Below are 18,996 nucleotides of genomic sequence, written 5' to 3'. Positions count from 1 at the left end.
CGGCCCGACAACAATACCGAGAGAGGGGACCCGATGAACATGATGTATCCGAATTGCCGCCGCAGCCTGGTGGCGACGCTGGTGGCCGGCGCTTTCGTGGCGCTGCCGGCCGCGGCAGCCACCAAGGCGACGCCGGCCAAGGCGCAGGGCAAGCCGACCGTGCTTGAGGCCGAGCGCTTCATCGCCGACGCCGAAGAGAAGCTCGAGCAGCTGGGCCTGGACGCGCAGCGCGCCGAGTGGGTGGCCGAGAACTTCATCACGCTCGACACGCAGTCGATGACGGCGCAGGCCAACGAAGGCTTCCTGACCCTGAGCGGCGAGACCGCCCTGAAGGCGCGCCGCTACAAGGACCTGAAGCTGCCCGAAGCCAGCGCGCGCAAGCTGATGCTGCTGCAGCAGACCCTGATGCTGCCGGACGCGAAAGACCGCGCCACTTATGCGCGCCTGGCGGCCCACATGACCGGCGCCTACGGCTCGGCCAAATACTGCCCGCCCGGTAAAACCGACTGCATGCCGCTCGGCGAACTGGAAAAGGTGCTGGCCACCAGCCGCGATCCGAACCGCCTGAAGGAAGTCTGGCTCGGCTGGCACGCGCAATCGCCGGCCTACAAGGACGACTACGTGAAATACGTCGAGGTGTCGAACAAGGGGGCCCGCGCGATGGGCTATGCCGACACCGGCGCGCTGTGGCGCTCGGGCTACGACATGAGCCCGGAAGCCTTTTCAAGCGAGATGGAGCGCCTGTGGCAGCAGGTCAAGCCGCTGTACGACTCGCTGCACACCTATACCCGCTTCAAGCTGCGCCAGGCCTATGGCGCCTCGGTGGTGCCGGCAACAGGCCCGATCCCGGCCCACCTGCTGGGGAATATGTGGGCGCAGAGCTGGGACAACCTGTATCCGCTGCTGAAGCCCGCCACCAGGGACGGCGGCGAAGACCTGACCGCGCTGCTGGAAGAGCGCAAGACCGACGCCAAGGCGATGACCCGCTACGCCGAGGGCTTCTACACCTCGCTCGGCATGCGCAAGCTGCCTGACACGTTCTGGGAACGCTCGCTGCTGACCAAGCCGCGCGACCGCGAAGTCGTCTGCCATGCATCGGCATGGGACCTGGACGGCAAGGACGACGTGCGCATCAAGATGTGCATCACCCCGACCGCCGAGGACTTCCGCGTCATCCACCACGAGCTGGGCCACCTGTACTACGACCTGGCCTACAGCGGCCAGTCGCCGCTGTTCAAGAACGGCGCCAACGACGGCTTCCACGAAGCCATCGGCGACACCGTGGCGCTGTCGATCACCCCGGCCTACCTGAAGCAGGTGGGCCTGATGAAGAGCGAGCCGGACCCGTCGCAGGATATCGGCCCGCTGCTCTACACCGCGCTGCAGAAGGTCGCCTTCCTGCCCTTCGGCTACATGGTCGACAAGTGGCGCTGGCAGGTGTATTCCGGCCAGGTGAAGCCAGCGGATTATGACAAAGCCTGGTGGGCGCTGAAGGAGCAGTACCAGGGCGTGGGCCGTCCGGGCCCGATCGCGGAGGGGGGCTTCGACGCCGGCGCCAAGTTCCACGTCGCCAGCGACACCCCCTACGCCCGCTACTTCCTGGCCCACGTGCTGCAGTTCCAGTTCCACCGCGCGCTGTGCCGCGAAGCCGGCTATAGCGGCCCGCTGAACCGCTGCTCGGTCTACGGCAACAAGGCCGCCGGCGCCAGGTTCCAGCAGATGCTGGCGATGGGCAAGTCGAAGCCCTGGCCGGAAGCGCTCAAGGCGGTGACGGGCGAGGACAAGATGGATGCGACGGCGATGCTGGATTATTTTGCGCCATTGAAGCAGTGGCTGGATGCGCAGAATCGGGAGTTGGCGAAGACGGATGCTTCGGTGAAGCCCTGAACTCGTCGTTCCCGCGCAGGCGGGAACCCAAGTTTTTCGAACCGCCACGAACTTGGGTCCCCGCCTCCGCGGGGACGACGTTTATGCGTTGCGAGTCCCTTCTAGCAGCGCGTAACACTCCCCCGCATCCCCCGGCAGGCCAGCAAACAGCCCATCCCCATCCTCAAGCACCCCCTGCTCGACCAGCACCCGCAGCTTCCCCAGGTAATCCACCAGCATCAGCAAGCGCCCCAGCGGCGACATTTGCGCCCCTTTGCGCATCCCACCCTGTTCATCGAGCGCCCGCACCACGCTCTCCGGGAAGTTCCACTCGCGCGCGATGCTGACGCTCAGGCGGCGGGTGTCGCGCGCCAGCTGGGCCCAGAACACGCCGGAGCCGAGCTGCGGCTCGCCCTTGGTCACCTGGTCCATGCTGCGCAGCGCCACGGTCAGGCCGACGTTCTGCAGCAGGGCCGCCAGGAAGGCGTCGAAGGGCTCGATGCCGAGCGCCGGCGCCATCTTGCGCGCAGCGATGGCGCAGCGCTCCGAGTGCTCCCACAGAATCGGCGCCAGGCGCCGCACGTAATAGCCGGAGTGGACGTCGATGATGGGGCGGAAGGCGACCGTCGTGATCAGCTGGCGCAGGCCTTCCTGGCCGATCAGGATCACGGCCTGCTCGACGCTGGTGACGGAGGCGCCGGTCGTCTGGTAGCAGCTGTTGGCGAGGCGGATCACCGCCGCCACCAGCACCACGTCGGACGAGATGGTGCGCGACAGCGCGCTGCCGGAAAACGTCTCGCTGCGCAGGCTTTGCAGCAGCTGCGGGATCAGGCCGGGCATGCGGCGCACCAGCGCGGCGCCCGACTGCTGCGAGGACAGGATCGCGGCCAGCGTCTCCAGCACCTGGGCTTCATGCGCGTTGAGTTCCAGGCCGCCTTCGTCGGCGCGCTCGAACAGCCAGGCGTTCCAGGCGGTGCCGACCAGGTCGAGCAGTTCGAAGGGCACGGGCGCACGGGCCGGACGCGTATCGGCCGAAGGCGCGGCGGCAGCGGGAGAGGGCGCCGCCGCCGGGACGGCAGGTGCCGCGGGGCCGGGTTCCGGAGACGAAGCCGGCTCGGGCGCCCGGGCCGCAGCCGGGCCGGAAATCAAAAGTCGCAGCCACCGGTACATGATCAGTTCCTCTTCAATTCGCTTGCGCACATGGGCGGACATTGTACCGGCGCAGAATGCTTAAGCAAACGGCTGCTGCTTGTTGGAAATGTTGACTGTACTCAATTGTGAAAACAGATGTCCGCCTTAGCATGACATTCTTGAATAAAGGACGCGCCATGCATGACACTACGACTTCTTCCGGCCTCCAGACGACCCAGTTCCTGAGCTTCACGCTCGGCGGGCTCGAATACGGTATCGACTTCGCGAAGGTGCAGGAATTGCGCGTGCTCAAAGCGCTCGAGCGTTTTGCGGCAAGCGGCGAGATCATCGGCGGTGTGGCCGTGTCGCGCGGGGTGATCATCCCCCTGGTCGACATGCGCGTGGCCTGCGGCACGAGCCCGGACGCGCCCGATCCGATGACCGATGTGATCATCCTCAAGCTGTCCAGTTGCGTGATGGGGATGGTGGTGGATGGCGTGACCGGCGTGGTGACGCTGCTGCCGGAGCAGGTGGCGCCGCTGCCGGCCGCGGGGGGCGAGGGCACGCGGCCGGATTACCTGCTCGGCCTGGGGCAGGCGGGCGGGCGGCGGCTGATCCTGGTGGATATCGAGAAGCTGATGTCGGTGAACAGGCCGGCGGCTTCAAGGCAGGTGGCGTAACGTCGTTCCCGCACCTATTCCGTCGTTCCCGCGAAGGCGGGAACCCAAGTTTTTTAGCGTTTCGGTAGCTCATGCAAACTTAGGTCCCCGCGTTCGCGGGGACGACGTTGACAAGCTAACTCAGGCCGCCAGCGCCTCCAGCTGCTCCTGCAACGCCAGCCACTCCTCCTCCAGCGTCCCCAGATCCCGCACCAGGAAAGCCTGGTCTGCCACCAGCGCCTTCAGCTCCTCCTTCTTGTCCGCCTCGTAGACCGCCGGCTCCAGCAGACGCGCGTCGACCAGCGCCTTACGGGCGTTCAGCTTGGCCATCTGCTCGTCCAGGCGCTTGATACGGTTTTCGATCGGCTTCCTGAGGGCGGCCAGGCGCTGGCGCTCCTCGGCGCCGGCGCGCTTCTGTTCCTTGCGGTCGGCGGGGGGCACGGGTGCGGCCGGAACCGGCGCCGCGGGCGATGGCTTGCCGGCGCCCTTGTCCTTGGCCGGCAGGCCGGCAGCCTCGTTGGCCTTGCCCAGCTTGGTCTTGAACAGCCAGTCCTTGTAGTCGTCCAGGTCGCCATCGAAGGGCTGCAGGCGGCCGTCGGCGACGATGATGAATTCCTCGGTGGTGGCGCGCAGCAGGTGGCGGTCGTGCGAGACCACGATCAGCGTGCCTTCGAACTGCGCCAGCGCCAGCGTCAGCGCCTCGCGCGTTTCCAGGTCGAGGTGGTTGGTCGGTTCGTCCAGCAGCAGCAGGTTCGGACGTTGCCACACGATCAGGGCCAGCGCCAGGCGCGCCTTTTCGCCGCCGGAGAAGGGCTTGATCGGGCTGGTTACCATATCGCCCGGGAAGTTGAAGCCGCCCAGGAAGTTACGCAGCTCCTGGTCGCGCACGGTCGGCGCAAGCTTTTGCATGTGCCAGAGCGGCGACTCGTCATGGCGCAGCATCTCGACCTGGTGCTGGGCGAAATAGCCGACCACCAGACCCTTGCCGAGCGTCGCGTCGCCCGTCAGCGGCGCCAGTTCGCCGGCGATGGTTTTGATCAGCGTCGATTTGCCGGCGCCGTTCACGCCCAGCAGGCCGATACGCTGGCCGATGGTCAGCGAGAAGGTGATGCCATGCACGATGGACTTGGCGCCGACCTTGTCGCCATGCTCGTCGAGGACCGGATAGCCGGCATCGACGCCGTCCATCACCAGCAGCGGATTCGGGGCCGCCAGCGGGTCGCGGAACTCGAACGAGAATTCGGCGGCGGCGCGCAGCGGGGCCAGCTCTTCCATCCTGGCCAGGGCCTTGATCCGGCTCTGGGCCTGGCGCGCCTTGGTGGCCTGGGCCTTGAAGCGGTCCACGAACGACTGCAGGTGGGCGCGGGTGCGCTGCTGCTTTTCGAAGGCCGCGGCGGCCAGCACCAGTGCGGCGGCGCGCTGGCGCTCGAAGCCGCTGTAGTTGCCCGAGTAGCGTTTCAGCTTGCGTTCATCGATGTGCACGATCACGTTCACGATTTCGTCGAGGAAGTCGCGGTCGTGCGAGATGATGATCAGGGTGCCCGCATAGCGCTTCAGCCAGTCTTCCAGCCAGATGATGGCGTCCAGGTCCAGGTGGTTGGTCGGCTCGTCCAGCAGCAGCAGGTCGGAAGGGCACATCAGCGCCTGCGCCAGGTTCAGTCGCATGCGCCAGCCGCCCGAGAAGCTGGCCACCGGCTGCTGCATCTGGTCCAGCGTGAACCCCAAGCCGATCAGCAGCTGCTCGGCGCGCGACTGCACGGTGTAGGCATCGGCGTCGGCGAGGTGGCTGTGGATCTCGCCCAGCGCGATGCCGTTTTCAGTCGTATGCGGCGCCGCCTCGAGCCGTTCCAGCTCGGCCTGCAGATTGCGCAGGTTGACGTCGCCGTCGATCGCGTACTCGACCGCGGGTCGGTCCAGCGCCGGAGTTTCCTGGGCCACGTAAGCCATGCGCCAGCGCTGCGGGAAATCGATCGCGCCCTGGTCCGGGTGCAGCTCGTTGCGCAGCATGCCGAACAGGCTGGATTTGCCGGCGCCGTTGGCGCCGATCAGGCCGATCTTGTCGCCGGGATTGAGGGTGAGGTCGGCGTCTATCAGCAGCGGCTTGGTGCCGCGCATCAGACTGACGTTGGAGAATCGGATCATCGGGAAACCAGTTATCTTTTGATCCGTCGTTCCCGCGCAGGCGGGAATCCAAGTTCGTGGCGGACCACAGAAACTTGGGTTCCCGCCTTCGCGGGAACGACGGTTTTTAGTGTGCGGCCAGTATTACTTCGCGAGTTGCTCAGCCGTCAGCAAGAACACCGCATCATCGCCAATGCTGGTCGTCAGCCAGGTCAGGCCCAGATGCCCGAAGGCCGCCTCGGCATACTCGCGCTCGTTGCCGATCTCGACGATCAGCACGCCCTCCGGCGTCAGGCGCTCGGCGGCGCCGTCGACGATCTTGCGCACCAGGTCCATGCCGTCCTCGCCGCCGGCCAGGGCGATCTGCGGTTCGCGCAGGTATTCCGGCGGCAGCTTGCCCATCGAATCGCTGTTGACGTAAGGCGGGTTGGTGATGATCAGGTCGTACTTCTTGAACGGCACGTTCTCGTACAGGTCCGACTCGATCGGGTTCACGCGGCCATTCAGTTTATAGTCGCGGATGTTGCGCTCGGCCACGGCCAGCGCGTCCTTCGAGATGTCGACCGCGTCGACCAGGGCGTTCGGGAAGGCGTCGGCCAGCATGATCGCCAGGCAGCCGGAGCCCGTGCACAGTTCGAGCACGTTTTCGACGCTGTCCGGATCCGCCACCCATGGGCTGAACATCTGCGGCACCAGCTCGGCGATGAAGGAACGCGGCACCAGCACGCGCTCGTCGACGTAGAAGTTGTAGCTGCCCAGCCAGGCTTCGTTGGTGATGTAGGCGGCCGGCACGCGCTCGCTGACGCGGCGTTCGATCACGGCCAGCACCTGCAGCACCTCTTCCTGTAACAGGCGCGCATCGAGGAAGGGCTCGAGCTTGTCCAGCGGGAGCTTGAGGGTGTGCAGGATCAGGTAGGCGGCTTCGTCGAAGGCTTCGGCGCTGCCGTGGCCGAAGAACAGCTTGGCGGTGTTGAAACGGGTGACGGCGTAGCGCAGCAGGTCGCGCGGCGTGCAGAAATTGGGCGTGGTCGTGGCCATGGCTGGGATCTCGCGGAAATGGTTAGGCCGCAGGCGGCGAGGGCGCCAGCAAGGCCTCGAGCGTGCGGCGATAGATGTTCTTGAGTGGATCGATGTAGCGCAGTTCGATGTGCTCGTCGATCTTGTGGATGCTGGCGTTCGGTGGCCCGAATTCTATCACCTGGGGGCAGATGCGGGCGATGAAGCGCCCATCCGAGGTCCCGCCGGTGGTCGACAGTTCGGTCTTCACGCCGAGTTCATGGCCGATGGCGGCGCAGATGGCATCCGACAGCGTGCCCTTCGGCGTCAGGAAGGGTTCGCCGGACAGGGTCCACGTCATGTCGTAGTCCAGGCCGTGGCGGTCGAGGATGGCGTGCACGCGCGCTTCCAGCCCGTCGGCCGTGCTGGCGGTCGAGAAGCGGAAGTTGAAGTCGACCGTCATCTCGCCGGGGATGACGTTGTTGGCGCCGGTGCCGGCGTGGATGTTCGAGATCTGCCAGCTGGTCGGCGGGAAGTACTCGTTCCCGTCGTCCCATTTTTCCGCGGCCAGCTCGGCCAGGGCCGGCGCTGCCTGGTGGATGGGATTGCGCGCCAGATGCGGATAGGCGATGTGGCCCTGCACGCCCTTGACCTTCAGGCAGCCGGACAGCGACCCGCGGCGGCCGTTCTTGATCATGTCGCCCAGCACGTGGCTGGAGGTCGGTTCGCCGACCAGGCAGTAATCCAGGGTCTCGCCGCGCTCTTCCAGCATCTCGCAGACGACCACGGTGCCGTCGACGGCCGGGCCTTCCTCGTCGCTGGTGATCAGGAAGGCGATCGAGCCTGCATGGCCAGGGTGCGCCTCGACGAACTCCTCGACGGCGACGACCATGGCCGCGATCGAGGTCTTCATGTCGGAGGCGCCGCGGCCGTACAGCTTGCCGTCGCGCCGGGTCGGGGCGAAGGGCTGGGAATGCCACTGGTCGAGCGGGCCGGCCGGCACCACGTCGGTGTGGCCGGCAAACACGAACACCGGCGATTCGGTGCCGCGGCGCGCCCACAGATTGGTCACGCCGTTCGATTCGATGGTCTCGCACTGGAAGCCGAGCGGGGACAGCAGCGCCTGAAGCTTCTGCTGGCAGCCCTTGTCCTGCGGGGTGATCGAATCGAGCGCGATCAGCTCCTCGGTCAGCTGCAGTGTGCGCGAGGTTTTCATGCAGGCCAGTCTCCGAAGCTGCGCTCGTATTCGTCGGTCGAGAAGCCGACCTTCAGCGGGCCGGCGCCTTCGAGCACCGGACGCTTGACCACGGACGGGTTCTCCAGCATCAGTTCCAGCGCGCTGGCCTTGTCGACGATCTGCGCGCGGCGTTCTTCCGGCAGATTGCGCCAGGTCGTGCCCTTGCGGTTGACCAGGACTTCCCAGTCCAGCTGCTCGAGCCACCCGGCGACGGTGTCGCGGGACAGGCCTTGCTTTTTGAAATCGTGGAACTCGACGTCCTGGCCATGCTCGGCCAGCCAGGTGCGGGCTTTCTTGACGGTGTCGCAGTTCGGAATGCCGTAGAGAGTTTTCTTCATGGTTTAGCTCTATGGAAAGCCGCGAAGGATAGCACAGGCCGCCATCACCAGAGCATAGTTTAGCAATGCCATGTCAAGGCTGTCGCCGAACTGGCGAACCATCCGCTGAGCGGGCGGTCTTACCGTGGCAGATGCTGAAATGGAGGCAATATGTCCAGGATGAGCACCCTCACGCTGGCCGCGTGTGGTGTCGCACTGGCCGTGCTGGCGCCGCTGGCGTCGGGCGCGGATCGCGACGGGCAGGCTTGCCGCTACCGCTATTTCGTCGATCCACTACTGACGGCCCAGCTGACCGGCGCCTACGACCTCTCGAACGGCGAGCTGATGCGCGTCAACCGCGTGGCGAACCGCTATTACGCGGAAATGCCCACGACGGGACGCATCGAGATCGTGCCGGTCGACCAGGATGTGTTCGTGCAGCGCAATGGTCCGGTGCAGCTGGCTTTCGAGCGCGAGGCGTTTGCGACCGACGTCGTGATCACGGGGCTGGATGGGCAGGCGAGCGGGCCACCGGTGTGCCGCCGGTAGTGCGGCTGGCTGCCTTTTGGGGCTGCGGGTGGATTTGTGACGCCGAGTCACAAATCCACGCCTGTACTGTCGGGCTATTAGTTGCTGCTAGTCAGTTGTCCAGCGTGAACTCAGTGAACGAAGGTCCGGCTGGCTCTTCCGCTGGCTTGGCGGGCTCATCCGTTTTCGCCATCTGGCTGTCCGGCCCATTATTGATGAGCCACAGCAGGTTAGTGGCCGAGTCCGCGTTCGCCAGCGCTTCTTCCTGGGTGATCAGGTCGGCTTGGAACAGTTCCAGCAGGGCTTTTTCGAAGGTCTGCGAACCCGGTGACAGGCTCTTGTCCATCGCTTCCTTGATCTGGCCAATCTCGCCTTTTTCGATCAGGTCGGCAACGTAGCGGGTGTTGACCATGATCTCGACCGCAGCCTGGCGCTTGCCGCCGGCCTTGGAGCGCACCAGGCGCTGCGAGACGATCGCCTTCACCGCCGAGGACAGGTCCTGCAGCAGGGCGGGGCGGTTCTCGATCGGATAGAAGCTGATGATGCGGTTCAGCGCGTTATAGCTGTTGTTGGCGTGCAGGGTCGCCAGCACCAGGTGGCCGGATTGCGCGTAGGCGAGGGCAGCGGCCATGGTGTCCTTGTCGCGGATCTCGCCGATCAGGATGCAGTCCGGCGCCTGGCGCATCGAGTTGCGCAGGGCGACGTCGAAGCTGGTGGCGTCGCTGCCGATCTCGCGCTGGTTGACGATGGATTTCTTGTTCTTGAAAAGGTACTCGATCGGGTCTTCGAGCGTCAGGATGTGGCCGGGGCGCTGTTCGTTGCGGTGGTCCAGCATCGAGGCGATGGTGGTCGACTTGCCGGAGCCGGTGGCGCCGACGATCAGCAGCAGGCCGCGCTTTTCCATGATCAGCTCGGACAGCACGGGCGGCAGGCCCAGCTCGTCCAGCGGCGGGATACTCGCCGGCACGAAGCGGAACACGGCCGAGATCGAACCGCGCTGGCGAAACGCCGATAAGCGGAAGCGGCCCAGGTTGGGCACCGAAATGCCCATGTTCAGCTCGTTGGTGCGCTCCAGCTCGGCCATCTGCTCTTCCGAGGCAATCTCCGCCAGCAGCACCTGGATGTTTTCAGGCTCGAGCTTGTTCTGGTTGATCGGGATGAGGTTCCCGTTGATCTTGATGTGGACGGGAGAATTGACCGCGAAGAACATATCCGACGCGTTCTTTTCCTTCATCAACTGGAACAGGCGTTCCATCATCATGGTTTTCTCTCCCTTGCTTCGCGGTAATTTTTTGCGTTTTGGGGATTCTACCTGTTTGCGGGGGGATTGCGGTGAGGTGGAGGACACTCGGTGTGGGGGAAATACATAATGCGTCGTCCCCGCGCAGGCGGGGACCCAAGTTTGTGTGAGCAGTCGAAATGCATGCAAACTTAGGTTCCCGCCTCCGCGGGAAGTCGTGTCGGGCAATGCCCGGCACGACGGGCAAATCTTAAACGCCGCGCAGCAGCTCGTTGATACCGGTCTTCGAACGCGTTTGCGCATCCACGCGCTTGACGATCACGGCGCAGTACAGGCTGTACTTGCCATCGGCGGACGGCAGCGAACCCGACACCACCACCGAGCCCGACGGCACGCGGCCGTAGCTGACTTCGCCGGTTTCGCGGTTGTAGATCTTGGTCGACTGGCCGATGTACACGCCCATCGAGATCACCGAGTTCTCTTCGACGATCACGCCTTCGACGATTTCCGAGCGGGCGCCGATGAAGCAGTTGTCTTCGATGATGGTCGGGTTGGCCTGCATCGGTTCCAGCACGCCGCCGATGCCGACGCCGCCGGACAGGTGGACGTTCTTGCCGATCTGGGCGCAGGAGCCGACGGTGGCCCAGGTGTCGACCATGGTGCCTTCGTCGACGTAGGCGCCGATGTTCACGTAGGACGGCATCAGCACCACGTTCTTGCCGATGAAGGAGCCGCGGCGGGCGACGGCCGGCGGCACCACGCGGAAGCCGCCCTTGGCGAAGTCTTCCGGCGAGTAGTTGGCGAACTTGGTCGGGACCTTGTCGTAGAACTGCATGCCGCCGCCTTCCACGGGCACGTTGTTCTCGAGGCGGAACGACAGCAGGACCGCCTTCTTGATCCACTGGTTCACGACCCAGCTGCCGCTGTCTTTCTGGGCGACGCGCAGGCTGCCGTCGTCGAGGCCGGCAAGGACGTGGGCGACGGCGTCGCGGACTTCAGCGGCGGCGCTGGTCGGGCTGATCTCGGCGCGCTGTTCCCACGCGTTGTCGATGATGGTCTGGAGTTGTTGGGTCATGATGATCTGGATGGTTACGATGCTTTTTCAGGAGGAGGACTTCAAATCCTTGCAGAACTGGACGATGCGGTTGGCCGCTTCCAGTCCTTCGTCCACTTCGGCGACGAGCGCCATGCGGATGCGGTTGCGTCCCGGATTGCTGCCGTGCGCGTCGCGCGCCAGGTAGGAGCCGGGCAAAACCGTCACATTATATTCGGCGTACAGGCCGCGTGCGAACTCGGTGTCCGACAGGCCGCTGGCGCGCACGTCGGCCCACAGGTAGAAGCCGGCGTCGGGCAGTTCGACGTCCATCACCTGCTTCAGCAGCGGGGTGATGAGGTTGAACTTTTCCTTGTACAGGTTGCGGTTCTCCTGCACGTGGGCCTCGTCGTTCCAGGCCACGCAGGAGGCCGATTGCACCGGCGGGGACATGGCGCCGCCGCTGTAGGTGCGGTAGAGCAGGAATTTCTTCAGCACGTCCGGATCGCCGGCCACGAAGCCCGAGCGCATGCCCGGCACGTTCGAGCGCTTCGACAGGCTCGAGAACACGACCAGGTTGGCGTAGGGGCGCAGGCCGGCGCTGCGGCCCAGCTGGTGCGCCGCTTCCAGCGCGCCCAGCGGCGGGGTCGCGCCGAAATAGATCTCGGAATAGCACTCGTCGGCGGCGATCACGAAGCCGTGGCGGTCGGCCAGCTCGAACAGCTCGCGCCAGTCGTCCAGGGTCAGCACCGCGCCGGTCGGGTTGCCCGGGGAGCACAGGTAGAGCAGCTGCACCCGCGCCCAGACATCATCAGGCACGCTGGCGTAGTCCGGGGCGAAGTTGCGGGCCGGGACCGAGTTCACGAAGTAAGGCTCGGCGCCGGCCAGATAGGCCGCGCCTTCGTAGATCTGGTAGAACGGGTTCGGGCACATCACCAGCGCGCCGCCGTTGGCGTTGGCAGAGGCTGCGCGCGGATCGATCACGCACTGGGCAATCGCAAACAGTGCCTCGCGCGAACCGTTCACCGGCAGCACCATCGTGTTCGCATCCAGCGGCGGCACCCCGTAGCGGCGCTCCAGCCAGCCGGCGATCGCCGTGCGCAGCGGCTCGCCGCCGTGCGTGCTCGGATAGTTCGCCAGCCCGGCCATGCTTTGCGTCAGGGCCTTCTGGATGAAGGCCGGGGTCGGATGCTTGGGTTCACCGATGCCGAGGCTGATATGGGCGTACTCGGGATTCGGGGTGACGCCGGCGAACAGCTGGCGCAGCTTTTCGAAGGGGTAGGGGTGCAGTCTTTCGAGATGTGGATTCACGGCTTTACCAGGTCGGAGAGGCTATGCAAGAAGATCAATTATAGCGAGGCCGGCCCGATGCTGCTGCGGCTTGGAATGCAGTAATATTAACCGCAGGAATCTGCTCCTTAGACTAGCGACTTCAACCGTGCCTCTCCACTACGCCCGCAGCCTTCTCGGCCCTGCGCGCAGCCCGCGCGCCAACCGCCACCTCGGCGTGGCGCTGGCCTTCGTTGCCGGCGCCATCAATGCCGGCGGCTTTCTCGCCGTGCACCAGTACACCTCGCACTTGACCGGCGCGATCTCCGCGGCCGCCGACAACCTGGCGCTGGGCGCCTGGGAGCTGGCCTTGAATGGTCTCGGCGCGGCGCTGAGCTTCCTGCTGGGCGCCGCCTGCACCGCGCTCGCCGTCAACTACGGGCGCCGGCGCGGCTTGGCCAGCGAATTCGCGCTGCCGCTGCTGGTCGAAGCCGTGCTGCTGCTGGCCTTCGGCGTGCTGGGCGCGCGCCTGGCCGGCATCGATGCGCTGTTCGTGCCGGGCACGGTGATGCTGCTGTGCTTCATGATGGGCTTGCAGAACGCCCTGATCACCAAGATCTCGCAGGCCGAGATCCGCACCACGCACATGACCGGCATCGTCACCGATATCGGCATCGAACTGGGCCGGATGCTGTACTGGAACCGCGACACGGCGCAGCCGAAGGTGGCCGCCAACCGCGCGCGCCTGCGCCTGCTGGTGTCGCTGCTGCTGGGCTTCTTCATCGGCGCCGTGGCCGGCGCGCTGGGCTTCAAGCATGCGGGCTACCTGGCGACGCTGCCGCTGGCGGGCCTGCTGTGCGCGCTGGCGATCGTCCCTGCGGTGGACGACCTGCGCCGCGTCAGTTCAAGCTGAACCGGCCAGCGCCCGCTCGCGCCACGCCCCCGGATTCAAGCCCGACCACTCACGGAAGGCATGCGTGAACGCGCTCTGCTCCTGGTAGCCGAGCAGGAAGGCGATGTCGGCCAGCGACAGGCCGCGCTGGCGCAGATAGTCCTGGGCGAGCGCGTAGCGGGCCGCGTCGAGCACCTGCTGGAAGCTGGCGCCGCTGTCCGCCAGCTTGCGCTGCAGGGTGCGCGAGGACAGTCCCAGTTCCGCGGCGATGCTGGCCAGGCGCACGCGGTCGTTCGCCAGGTTGCGGATCACGGCGGCGCGCACCTGGGCGACGATGCCGTGGCGCTCGCGTTCATCTTTCCGTTCGCGCAGAAGGCGCTCGGCGTGCTGCTGCAGCACCGGGTACATGCCGGCGTCCGCGTTCGGCACCGGCATCGCCAGCAGGGAAGCATCGAAGCAGGCCAGGTGGGCATTGGCGCCGAATGCCGGGACCATGCCCAGCACGCGCTCGTACTCGGCCGGATCGGCATCGCTGTGGTGGGCGAAGGCCAGGCGCCGCGGCGCCAGCGGGCGGCCGGCCAGCCAGGAACCGAAAGTGCGGATGCCGGCGAAGACGCTTTCGGCCAGGTGCCGGGTGGCGTCTGGGAAGTGGCTGGTCCAGGTGTAGCAAGCCAGGCCCGACTCACCGTCGACCTGGAGCTGCGAGCGTCCCAGGTCGTGGGCCAGCTGTTCGTAGCGCTGCGTCTGTTCGAGGGCTTGCGCGAAGTCGGCGCAGGCCAGCAGGATCAGGCCGTACACGCTGTAGGCGCCAAGGCGCATGCGCTCGCCCACGTGCAGGCCGAAATGCGGGTCCATGGCCAGTTCCGCGCCCGTTGCCAGCAGGGCGATGTAGTCGCGCGCCGCCAGCGACTCCGGCGGCGGATCGAGTGGTGTCGCCAGCCCGGCCGCCTGCGCCAGCGCACGCGCATCCACGCCGCGCGCGGCCGCCGTCTCCAGCAGCGGTTGCAGGTAGGAGCCGGTAACCCGGGGCAGCACGGTTGGCATGTTCGAACAAGCGCTTGGCATGAATCCGCAATACAGGGGAGACGATGGCTTATATTCTTGCAAAGTGTAAATAAAAGCAATGGCTGAAAGGGTGAGGGCGCCATGAGACGATGGAACGGCTGGGGAGATGACACGATCGAGGTCCCGGTCGGCGAGGGCGCGCTGCGCTTCCTCGCCGAGAAGCTGGGGCCGGGGACGGGGCCGCAGGATGCGACCTTCGACGCGGTGTGCGCGCAGCTGGCGCCTTCGAAGCTGCCGCCGCATCCGCTGGTGGACAGCACGGCGGCAGTGCGCCTGCATCACGCGCTGGGCCAGAGCCTGCAGGACTGGCTGCGCCTGCGCTACGGCCGCGTCGACGCGGCGCCGGACGGCGTGGCCTTCCCGGAAAGCACAGACGAAGTGCGCGAACTGCTCCGCTACGCCATCGATGCCGGCGCGGCCATCGTGCCCTACGGCGGCGGCACCAGCGTCTGCGGCCACCTCGATGCGGCGCCTGGCCGGCCCACGTTGTCGGTCGACATGCGCCGCCTGCGCGCCCTGACGAACCTCGACCGCGAATCGCTGCTGGCTAGCTTCGGCGCCGGCGTGGCGGGGCCGGACCTCGAAGCCCAGCTGCGCGCCCACGGCTACACCCTGGGCCACTTCCCGCAATCCTTCGAGTACTCGACCCTGGGCGGCTGGGTGGTCACGCGCTCGTCGGGCCAGCAGTCGCTGCGCTATGGACGCATCGAGCAGCTGTTTGCCGGCGGCCGCATGGAAACGCCGCAGGGCCGGCTCGATATCCCGACCTTCCCGGCGTCCGCCGCCGGACCCGACCTCCGCGAGCTGGTGCTGGGCTCCGAGGGCAGGATGGGCATCCTCACCGAGGCTACCGTACGCATCACTCCGGTGCCGGAATTCGAAGCCTTCCACGCCGTGTTCCTGCCCGACTGGGAACGCGCGGAGGCCGCCGTGCGCGCGATCGTGCAGGCGCGCCTGGGGCTGTCGATGCTGCGCCTGTCGAACCCGGTGGAGACGGCGACCATGCTGACGCTCGCTGGCCATGCCAGGCAGGTGGCGCTGCTCGAGACCCTGCTGCGCCTGCGCGGTGCGGGCGAGGGCAAGTGCATGCTGCTGGTCGGCGTCAGCGGAGCGAAACCGCAATCGCGCGCGGCGCTGGCTGCTGCATTGAAGATCGCACGCAAATACAAGGGCGTGCACGCGGGCCGCGGCCTCGGCGAGCGCTGGAAGAAGAACCGCTTCCGCAACGTCTACCTGCGCAATGCGGCCTGGGAGCGCGGCTATGCGATCGACACCGTGGAGACGGCTGTCGACTGGCCGCGCGTGAGCCCGGCCATGCGCGCGGTGGAAGGCGCGGCGACGGCAGCCCTGGCCGCCGAGGGCGAGCAGGTGCACGCCTACACCCATTTGTCGCACCTGTATGCGCAGGGCGCCAGCGTCTACACGACCTTCATCTGGCGCCTGGCCGGAGACTTCGATGCCGACCTGGCGCGCTGGCGCCGCCTCAAGACGGCGGTGTCGGAGGCCATCGTCGCCAGCGGCGGCACCATCAGCCACCAGCACGGCGTCGGTTCGGACCATGCGCCCTGGCTGCAGGCGGAAAAGGGCGAGCTGGGCATGGCGGCGCTGCGCGCGCTGTTCCGCCAGTTCGACCCGAGCGGCTGCATGAACCCCGGCAAACTGCTGCTGGATGAGACGCGGCCATGAACGACCTCTGGAGACGCGACGGGCGCGCGGAACTGCCTGGACTGATGCAGAAGGAATGGGACCTGCTGGTGATCGGCGGCGGCATCACCGGCGCCGGCATCCTGCTGGAAGCGGCGCGGCGTGGACTGAAGGCCCTGCTGGTCGAACGGCGCGACTTCGCCTGGGGTACCTCGAGCCGCTCGTCGAAGCTGGTGCATGGCGGCCTGCGCTACCTGAAGGACGGCCACCTGCACCTCACGCGCGAATCGGTGCGCGAGCGCGAAAGCCTGCTGCGCGATGCGCCCGGACTGGTCGAGCCGCAAGGCTTCGCCTTCGCCCATTACGAAGGCCAACGTGGCAAGCGCAGCTTCCTGGCCGGCCTCGCCATCTACGACCTGCTGGCCGGACGGCGCGAGCGGCACTGGCTGCCTACCGAGGCGTTTCTCGAGCGGGCGCCGAATGTGGCGCGCGAAGGCCTGGCCGGCGGCATCGTCTACACGGACGCCAAGACCGACGATGCGCGCCTGGTGCTGCGCGTGCTGGGCGAAGCGATGGACCACGGCGCAGCGGCGCTCAACTACGTGGCGGCGCGCTCGCTGATCCGCGTTGACGGCCGCGTGGCCGGCGCCGTGCTGCACGACGAGATCGGAGACGCCACCCACGAGCTGAAGGCGCGCGTAGTCGTCGACGCCACCGGGGCCTGGTCCGGCGCCCTGCACGGCAAGGGTCCGCGCCTGCGTCCGCTTCGCGGCAGCCATTTGATTTTGCCGGCCTGGCGTTTGCCGCTGTCCCAGGCCGTGAGCCTGATGCATCCGCATGACGGCCGCCCGGTGTTCGCCTATCCGTGGGAAGGGACGACCCTGGTCGGCACCACCGACCTCGATCACGAACAGACGATGGACAGCGAAGCGCGCATCTCGCGGGCGGAACTCGATTACCTGCTGGCGGCCCTGCAAGCCCAGTTCCCGCAGCTCGGCCTCGGCGAAAGCGATGTGCTGTCGACCTATGCCGGCGTGCGGCCGGTGATCGCCGGCGGGCACGCGGACGCCTCGCGCGAAGGGCGCGAGCACAGCGTCTGGAGCGAGGACGGACTGGTGGCGGTGGCCGGCGGCAAGCTGACCACCTTCCGCACCATCGCCCTCGACGCCCTGAAACAGGTGCGCGCCCAGCTGCCGGGATGGCGCGACGAATTGCAGCCCTGCCGGGTGTTTGCGCCGCCGCCCGCGGCATCCGCCACGCAAGCGCCGGCCGGCATGCTGCGCCGCCTGCAGGGCCGGCACGGCGCCCGGGCCGGCGTGCTGCTGGCCGCGGCCGGCGAGGGCGAATACGAGATCGTCCCCGGCACCGAGACCCCGTGGGCCGAGCTGCGCTGGGCCGCGCGCGCGGAAGCGGTGCAGCGCCTCGACGACCTGCTGCTGCGCCGCACCCGCCTGGGCCTGCAGCTGAAGGAAGGCGGCAGGGCGCTGATGCCGCGCATCCGCGCCATCTGCCAGCCGGAGCTGGGCTGGATTGATGCCCGCTGGGCAAAAGAAGAACAGGATTACGCGGCCTTGTGGCGCGCCCACTATGGCCTGCCGCAGGAGGAGACAACATGAGCATGCAGCCGACCATCCTCGCCATCGACAACGGCACCCAGAGCGTGCGCGCGCTGCTGTTCGACCTGCAGGGGAATATCGTCGCCAAGTCCCAGGTCATGCTGGAGGCTTATTATTCGACCCAGCCCGGCTGGGCCGAGCACGAGCCCGAGGATTACTGGACTTCCCTGTGCAAGGCCTGCCAGGGACTGTGGGACCAGCCCGGCGTGAACAAGGCGGCGGTGCAGGGCGTGGCCGTGACCACCCAGCGCGGCACCGTGGTCAGCCTCGGCAAGGACGGCCAGCCGCTGCGCCCGGCCATCACCTGGCTCGACCAGCGCAGGACCAGCGTCTATCCGCCCATCGCCTGGTGGTGGCAGGCGGCGTTCAAGCTGGCGCGGGTCGACGGCACCATCGATTACTTCCGCGGCGAGGCCGAGATCAACTGGATCAAGGCGCACCAGCCCGAGGTCTGGAAGGCGACCGACAAATTCCTGCTGCTGTCCGGCTACCTGAACTGGCGCCTGTGCGGCCGCTTTGCGGATTCGAGCGGCTCGCAGGTGGCCTATCTGCCCTTCGACTACAAGCGCCGGCGCTGGGCCGCCCGCCACGACTGGAAGTGGCAGGCCTTGGCCGTCGAGCCGCACATGCTGCCCGAACTGGCCGAGCCGGGAGAGCGCCTCGGCACGATCTCGGCCCAGGCTGCGATGGACACCGGCATCCCGCAAGGCCTGCCGCTGCTGGCCGCGGCCGCCGACAAAGCCTGCGAGGTGATCGGGGCCGGCTGCCGCGAGCCGCACGTCGGCTGCCTGAGCTACGGCACCACCGCCACAATCAACACCACCAGCACGCGCTACACCGAGGTGACGCCCTTCATTCCGCCTTATCCGGCAGCGATCCCCGGCGCCTACAGCAACGAGGTGCAGGTGTTCCGCGGCTACTGGATGGTCAACTGGTTCAAGGAGCAGTTCGGCCACCACGAGCAGATCCGCGCACTGGCCGAGGATGTCGCGCCGGAGCAGCTGTTCGACCGCATGGCCAGCAGCGTGCCGCCCGGTTCGATGGGCCTGATGCTGCAGCCTTACTGGACGCCCGGCATCCGCGTGCCGGGGCGCGAAGCGAAGGGCGGCATCATCGGCTTCGGCGACGTCCACACCCGCGCCCACGTCTACCGCGCCATCCTCGAAGGCCTGGCCTACGCGCTGCGCGAGGGGAAGGAGCGGATCGAGAAGCGGGGCGGGGTGGCGATCACCGAGCTGCGCGTGTCCGGCGGCGGCTCGCAGAGCGACTGCGCAATGCAGCTGACGGCCGACATCTTCGGCCTGCCGACCGCGCGGCCGCACGTGTACGAGACCTCGGGACTGGGGGCGGCGATCGATGCGGCGGTCGGGCTGGGCCTGCAC

At 67.0% G+C, this 18,996-nt stretch carries 16 protein-coding genes; 7 read left to right on the top strand and 9 right to left on the bottom strand.

The window, feature by feature from the left end:
* Positions 1 to 33 precede the first annotated feature (33 nt).
* Positions 34 to 1,887 carry a M2 family metallopeptidase gene (locus tag LQV39_RS25170; protein WP_230029932.1) on the top strand — a complete coding sequence of 618 codons (1,854 nt, stop codon included), beginning with the start codon at positions 34 to 36 and terminating at the stop codon, positions 1,885 to 1,887.
* 81 nt (positions 1,888 to 1,968) lie between these two features.
* On the opposite strand, the gene LQV39_RS25165 is transcribed toward LQV39_RS25170, so the two are convergent.
* Positions 1,969 to 3,036 (bottom strand): HDOD domain-containing protein, encoded by a 1,068-nt coding sequence (locus LQV39_RS25165; protein WP_230029931.1) that lies wholly within the window; start codon positions 3,034 to 3,036, stop codon positions 1,969 to 1,971.
* 131 nt (positions 3,037 to 3,167) lie between these two features.
* Here LQV39_RS25165 and LQV39_RS25160 point away from each other — a divergent pair, with 131 nt between their 5' ends.
* Positions 3,168 to 3,677, top strand: a complete 510-nt coding sequence (locus tag LQV39_RS25160) for a chemotaxis protein CheW (RefSeq protein WP_307727873.1) — start codon at positions 3,168 to 3,170, stop codon at positions 3,675 to 3,677.
* 120 nt (positions 3,678 to 3,797) lie between these two features.
* Here LQV39_RS25160 and LQV39_RS25155 read toward each other — a convergent pair whose 3' ends face one another.
* The 4 genes from LQV39_RS25155 to LQV39_RS25140 form a co-directional block, all read right to left on the bottom strand.
* A complete protein-coding gene (locus LQV39_RS25155) occupies positions 3,798 to 5,798 on the bottom strand; it encodes an ATP-binding cassette domain-containing protein (protein ID WP_230029930.1) in 2,001 nt (666 codons plus the stop codon).
* A gap of 123 nt (positions 5,799 to 5,921) precedes the next feature.
* Entirely contained in the window at positions 5,922 to 6,815 is an 894-nt protein-coding gene (prmB, locus tag LQV39_RS25150) for a 50S ribosomal protein L3 N(5)-glutamine methyltransferase (RefSeq protein ID WP_230029929.1), read from the bottom strand.
* Between the two features lie 22 nt (positions 6,816 to 6,837).
* The gene (dapE, locus tag LQV39_RS25145; RefSeq protein ID WP_230029928.1) at positions 6,838 to 7,989 is read right to left on the bottom strand and encodes a succinyl-diaminopimelate desuccinylase; all 1,152 of its coding nucleotides are present in this window, start codon (positions 7,987 to 7,989) and stop codon (positions 6,838 to 6,840) included.
* Complete coding sequence (locus LQV39_RS25140; RefSeq protein WP_230029927.1) at positions 7,986 to 8,348, bottom strand: ArsC family reductase; 363 nt, start codon at positions 8,346 to 8,348, stop codon at positions 7,986 to 7,988. Before LQV39_RS25140 ends, dapE begins: the two co-directional genes overlap by 4 nt.
* Positions 8,349 to 8,498: 150 nt before the next feature.
* Between LQV39_RS25140 and LQV39_RS25135 the strand changes: the two genes are divergently transcribed.
* Complete coding sequence (locus LQV39_RS25135; protein WP_230029926.1) at positions 8,499 to 8,876, top strand: hypothetical protein; 378 nt, start codon at positions 8,499 to 8,501, stop codon at positions 8,874 to 8,876.
* Positions 8,877 to 8,967: 91 nt separating this feature from the next.
* Here the strand turns inward: LQV39_RS25135 and LQV39_RS25130 are convergent, their stop codons facing one another.
* The 3 genes from LQV39_RS25130 to dapC all read right to left on the bottom strand — a co-directional run bounded on the left by LQV39_RS25130 (position 8,968) and on the right by dapC (position 12,439).
* Positions 8,968 to 10,116 (bottom strand): PilT/PilU family type 4a pilus ATPase, encoded by a 1,149-nt coding sequence (locus LQV39_RS25130; protein WP_230029925.1) that lies wholly within the window; start codon positions 10,114 to 10,116, stop codon positions 8,968 to 8,970.
* Positions 10,117 to 10,345: 229 nt separating this feature from the next.
* Positions 10,346 to 11,170 carry a 2,3,4,5-tetrahydropyridine-2,6-dicarboxylate N-succinyltransferase gene (dapD, locus tag LQV39_RS25125; RefSeq protein WP_230029924.1) on the bottom strand — a complete coding sequence of 275 codons (825 nt, stop codon included), beginning with the start codon at positions 11,168 to 11,170 and terminating at the stop codon, positions 10,346 to 10,348.
* Positions 11,171 to 11,197: 27 nt separating this feature from the next.
* On the bottom strand, positions 11,198 to 12,439 hold the full coding sequence (gene dapC / locus LQV39_RS25120) for a succinyldiaminopimelate transaminase (RefSeq protein ID WP_230029923.1): 1,242 nt from the start codon (positions 12,437 to 12,439) through the stop codon (positions 11,198 to 11,200).
* A gap of 127 nt (positions 12,440 to 12,566) precedes the next feature.
* Here dapC and LQV39_RS25115 point away from each other — a divergent pair, with 127 nt between their 5' ends.
* Complete coding sequence (locus tag LQV39_RS25115; RefSeq protein ID WP_230029922.1) at positions 12,567 to 13,310, top strand: YoaK family protein; 744 nt, start codon at positions 12,567 to 12,569, stop codon at positions 13,308 to 13,310.
* On the opposite strand, the gene LQV39_RS25110 is transcribed toward LQV39_RS25115, so the two are convergent.
* Positions 13,302 to 14,333, bottom strand: a complete 1,032-nt coding sequence (locus tag LQV39_RS25110) for an AraC family transcriptional regulator (RefSeq protein ID WP_230029921.1) — start codon at positions 14,331 to 14,333, stop codon at positions 13,302 to 13,304. The genes LQV39_RS25115 and LQV39_RS25110 overlap by 9 nt on opposite strands.
* A 102-nt stretch (positions 14,334 to 14,435) precedes the next feature.
* Here LQV39_RS25110 and LQV39_RS25105 point away from each other — a divergent pair, with 102 nt between their 5' ends.
* The 3 genes from LQV39_RS25105 to LQV39_RS25095 form a co-directional block, all read left to right on the top strand.
* Positions 14,436 to 16,040 carry an FAD-binding oxidoreductase gene (locus LQV39_RS25105; protein WP_230029920.1) on the top strand — a complete coding sequence of 535 codons (1,605 nt, stop codon included), beginning with the start codon at positions 14,436 to 14,438 and terminating at the stop codon, positions 16,038 to 16,040.
* Positions 16,037 to 17,614 (top strand): glycerol-3-phosphate dehydrogenase/oxidase, encoded by a 1,578-nt coding sequence (locus LQV39_RS25100; RefSeq protein ID WP_230029919.1) that lies wholly within the window; start codon positions 16,037 to 16,039, stop codon positions 17,612 to 17,614. Before LQV39_RS25105 ends, LQV39_RS25100 begins: the two co-directional genes overlap by 4 nt.
* Positions 17,611 to 18,996, top strand: a 1,386-nt coding sequence (locus tag LQV39_RS25095) for an FGGY-family carbohydrate kinase (protein ID WP_230029918.1), incomplete at its 3' end; no start/stop codon positions are given. The genes LQV39_RS25100 and LQV39_RS25095, both read left to right, overlap by 4 nt.

The organism is Massilia sp. Bi118, assembly GCF_918697865.1.
In the GTDB taxonomy this organism is placed as follows: Bacteria; Pseudomonadota; Gammaproteobacteria; order Burkholderiales; family Burkholderiaceae_D; genus Telluria.
This window is presented reverse-complemented; position numbering and strand designations above follow the sequence as displayed.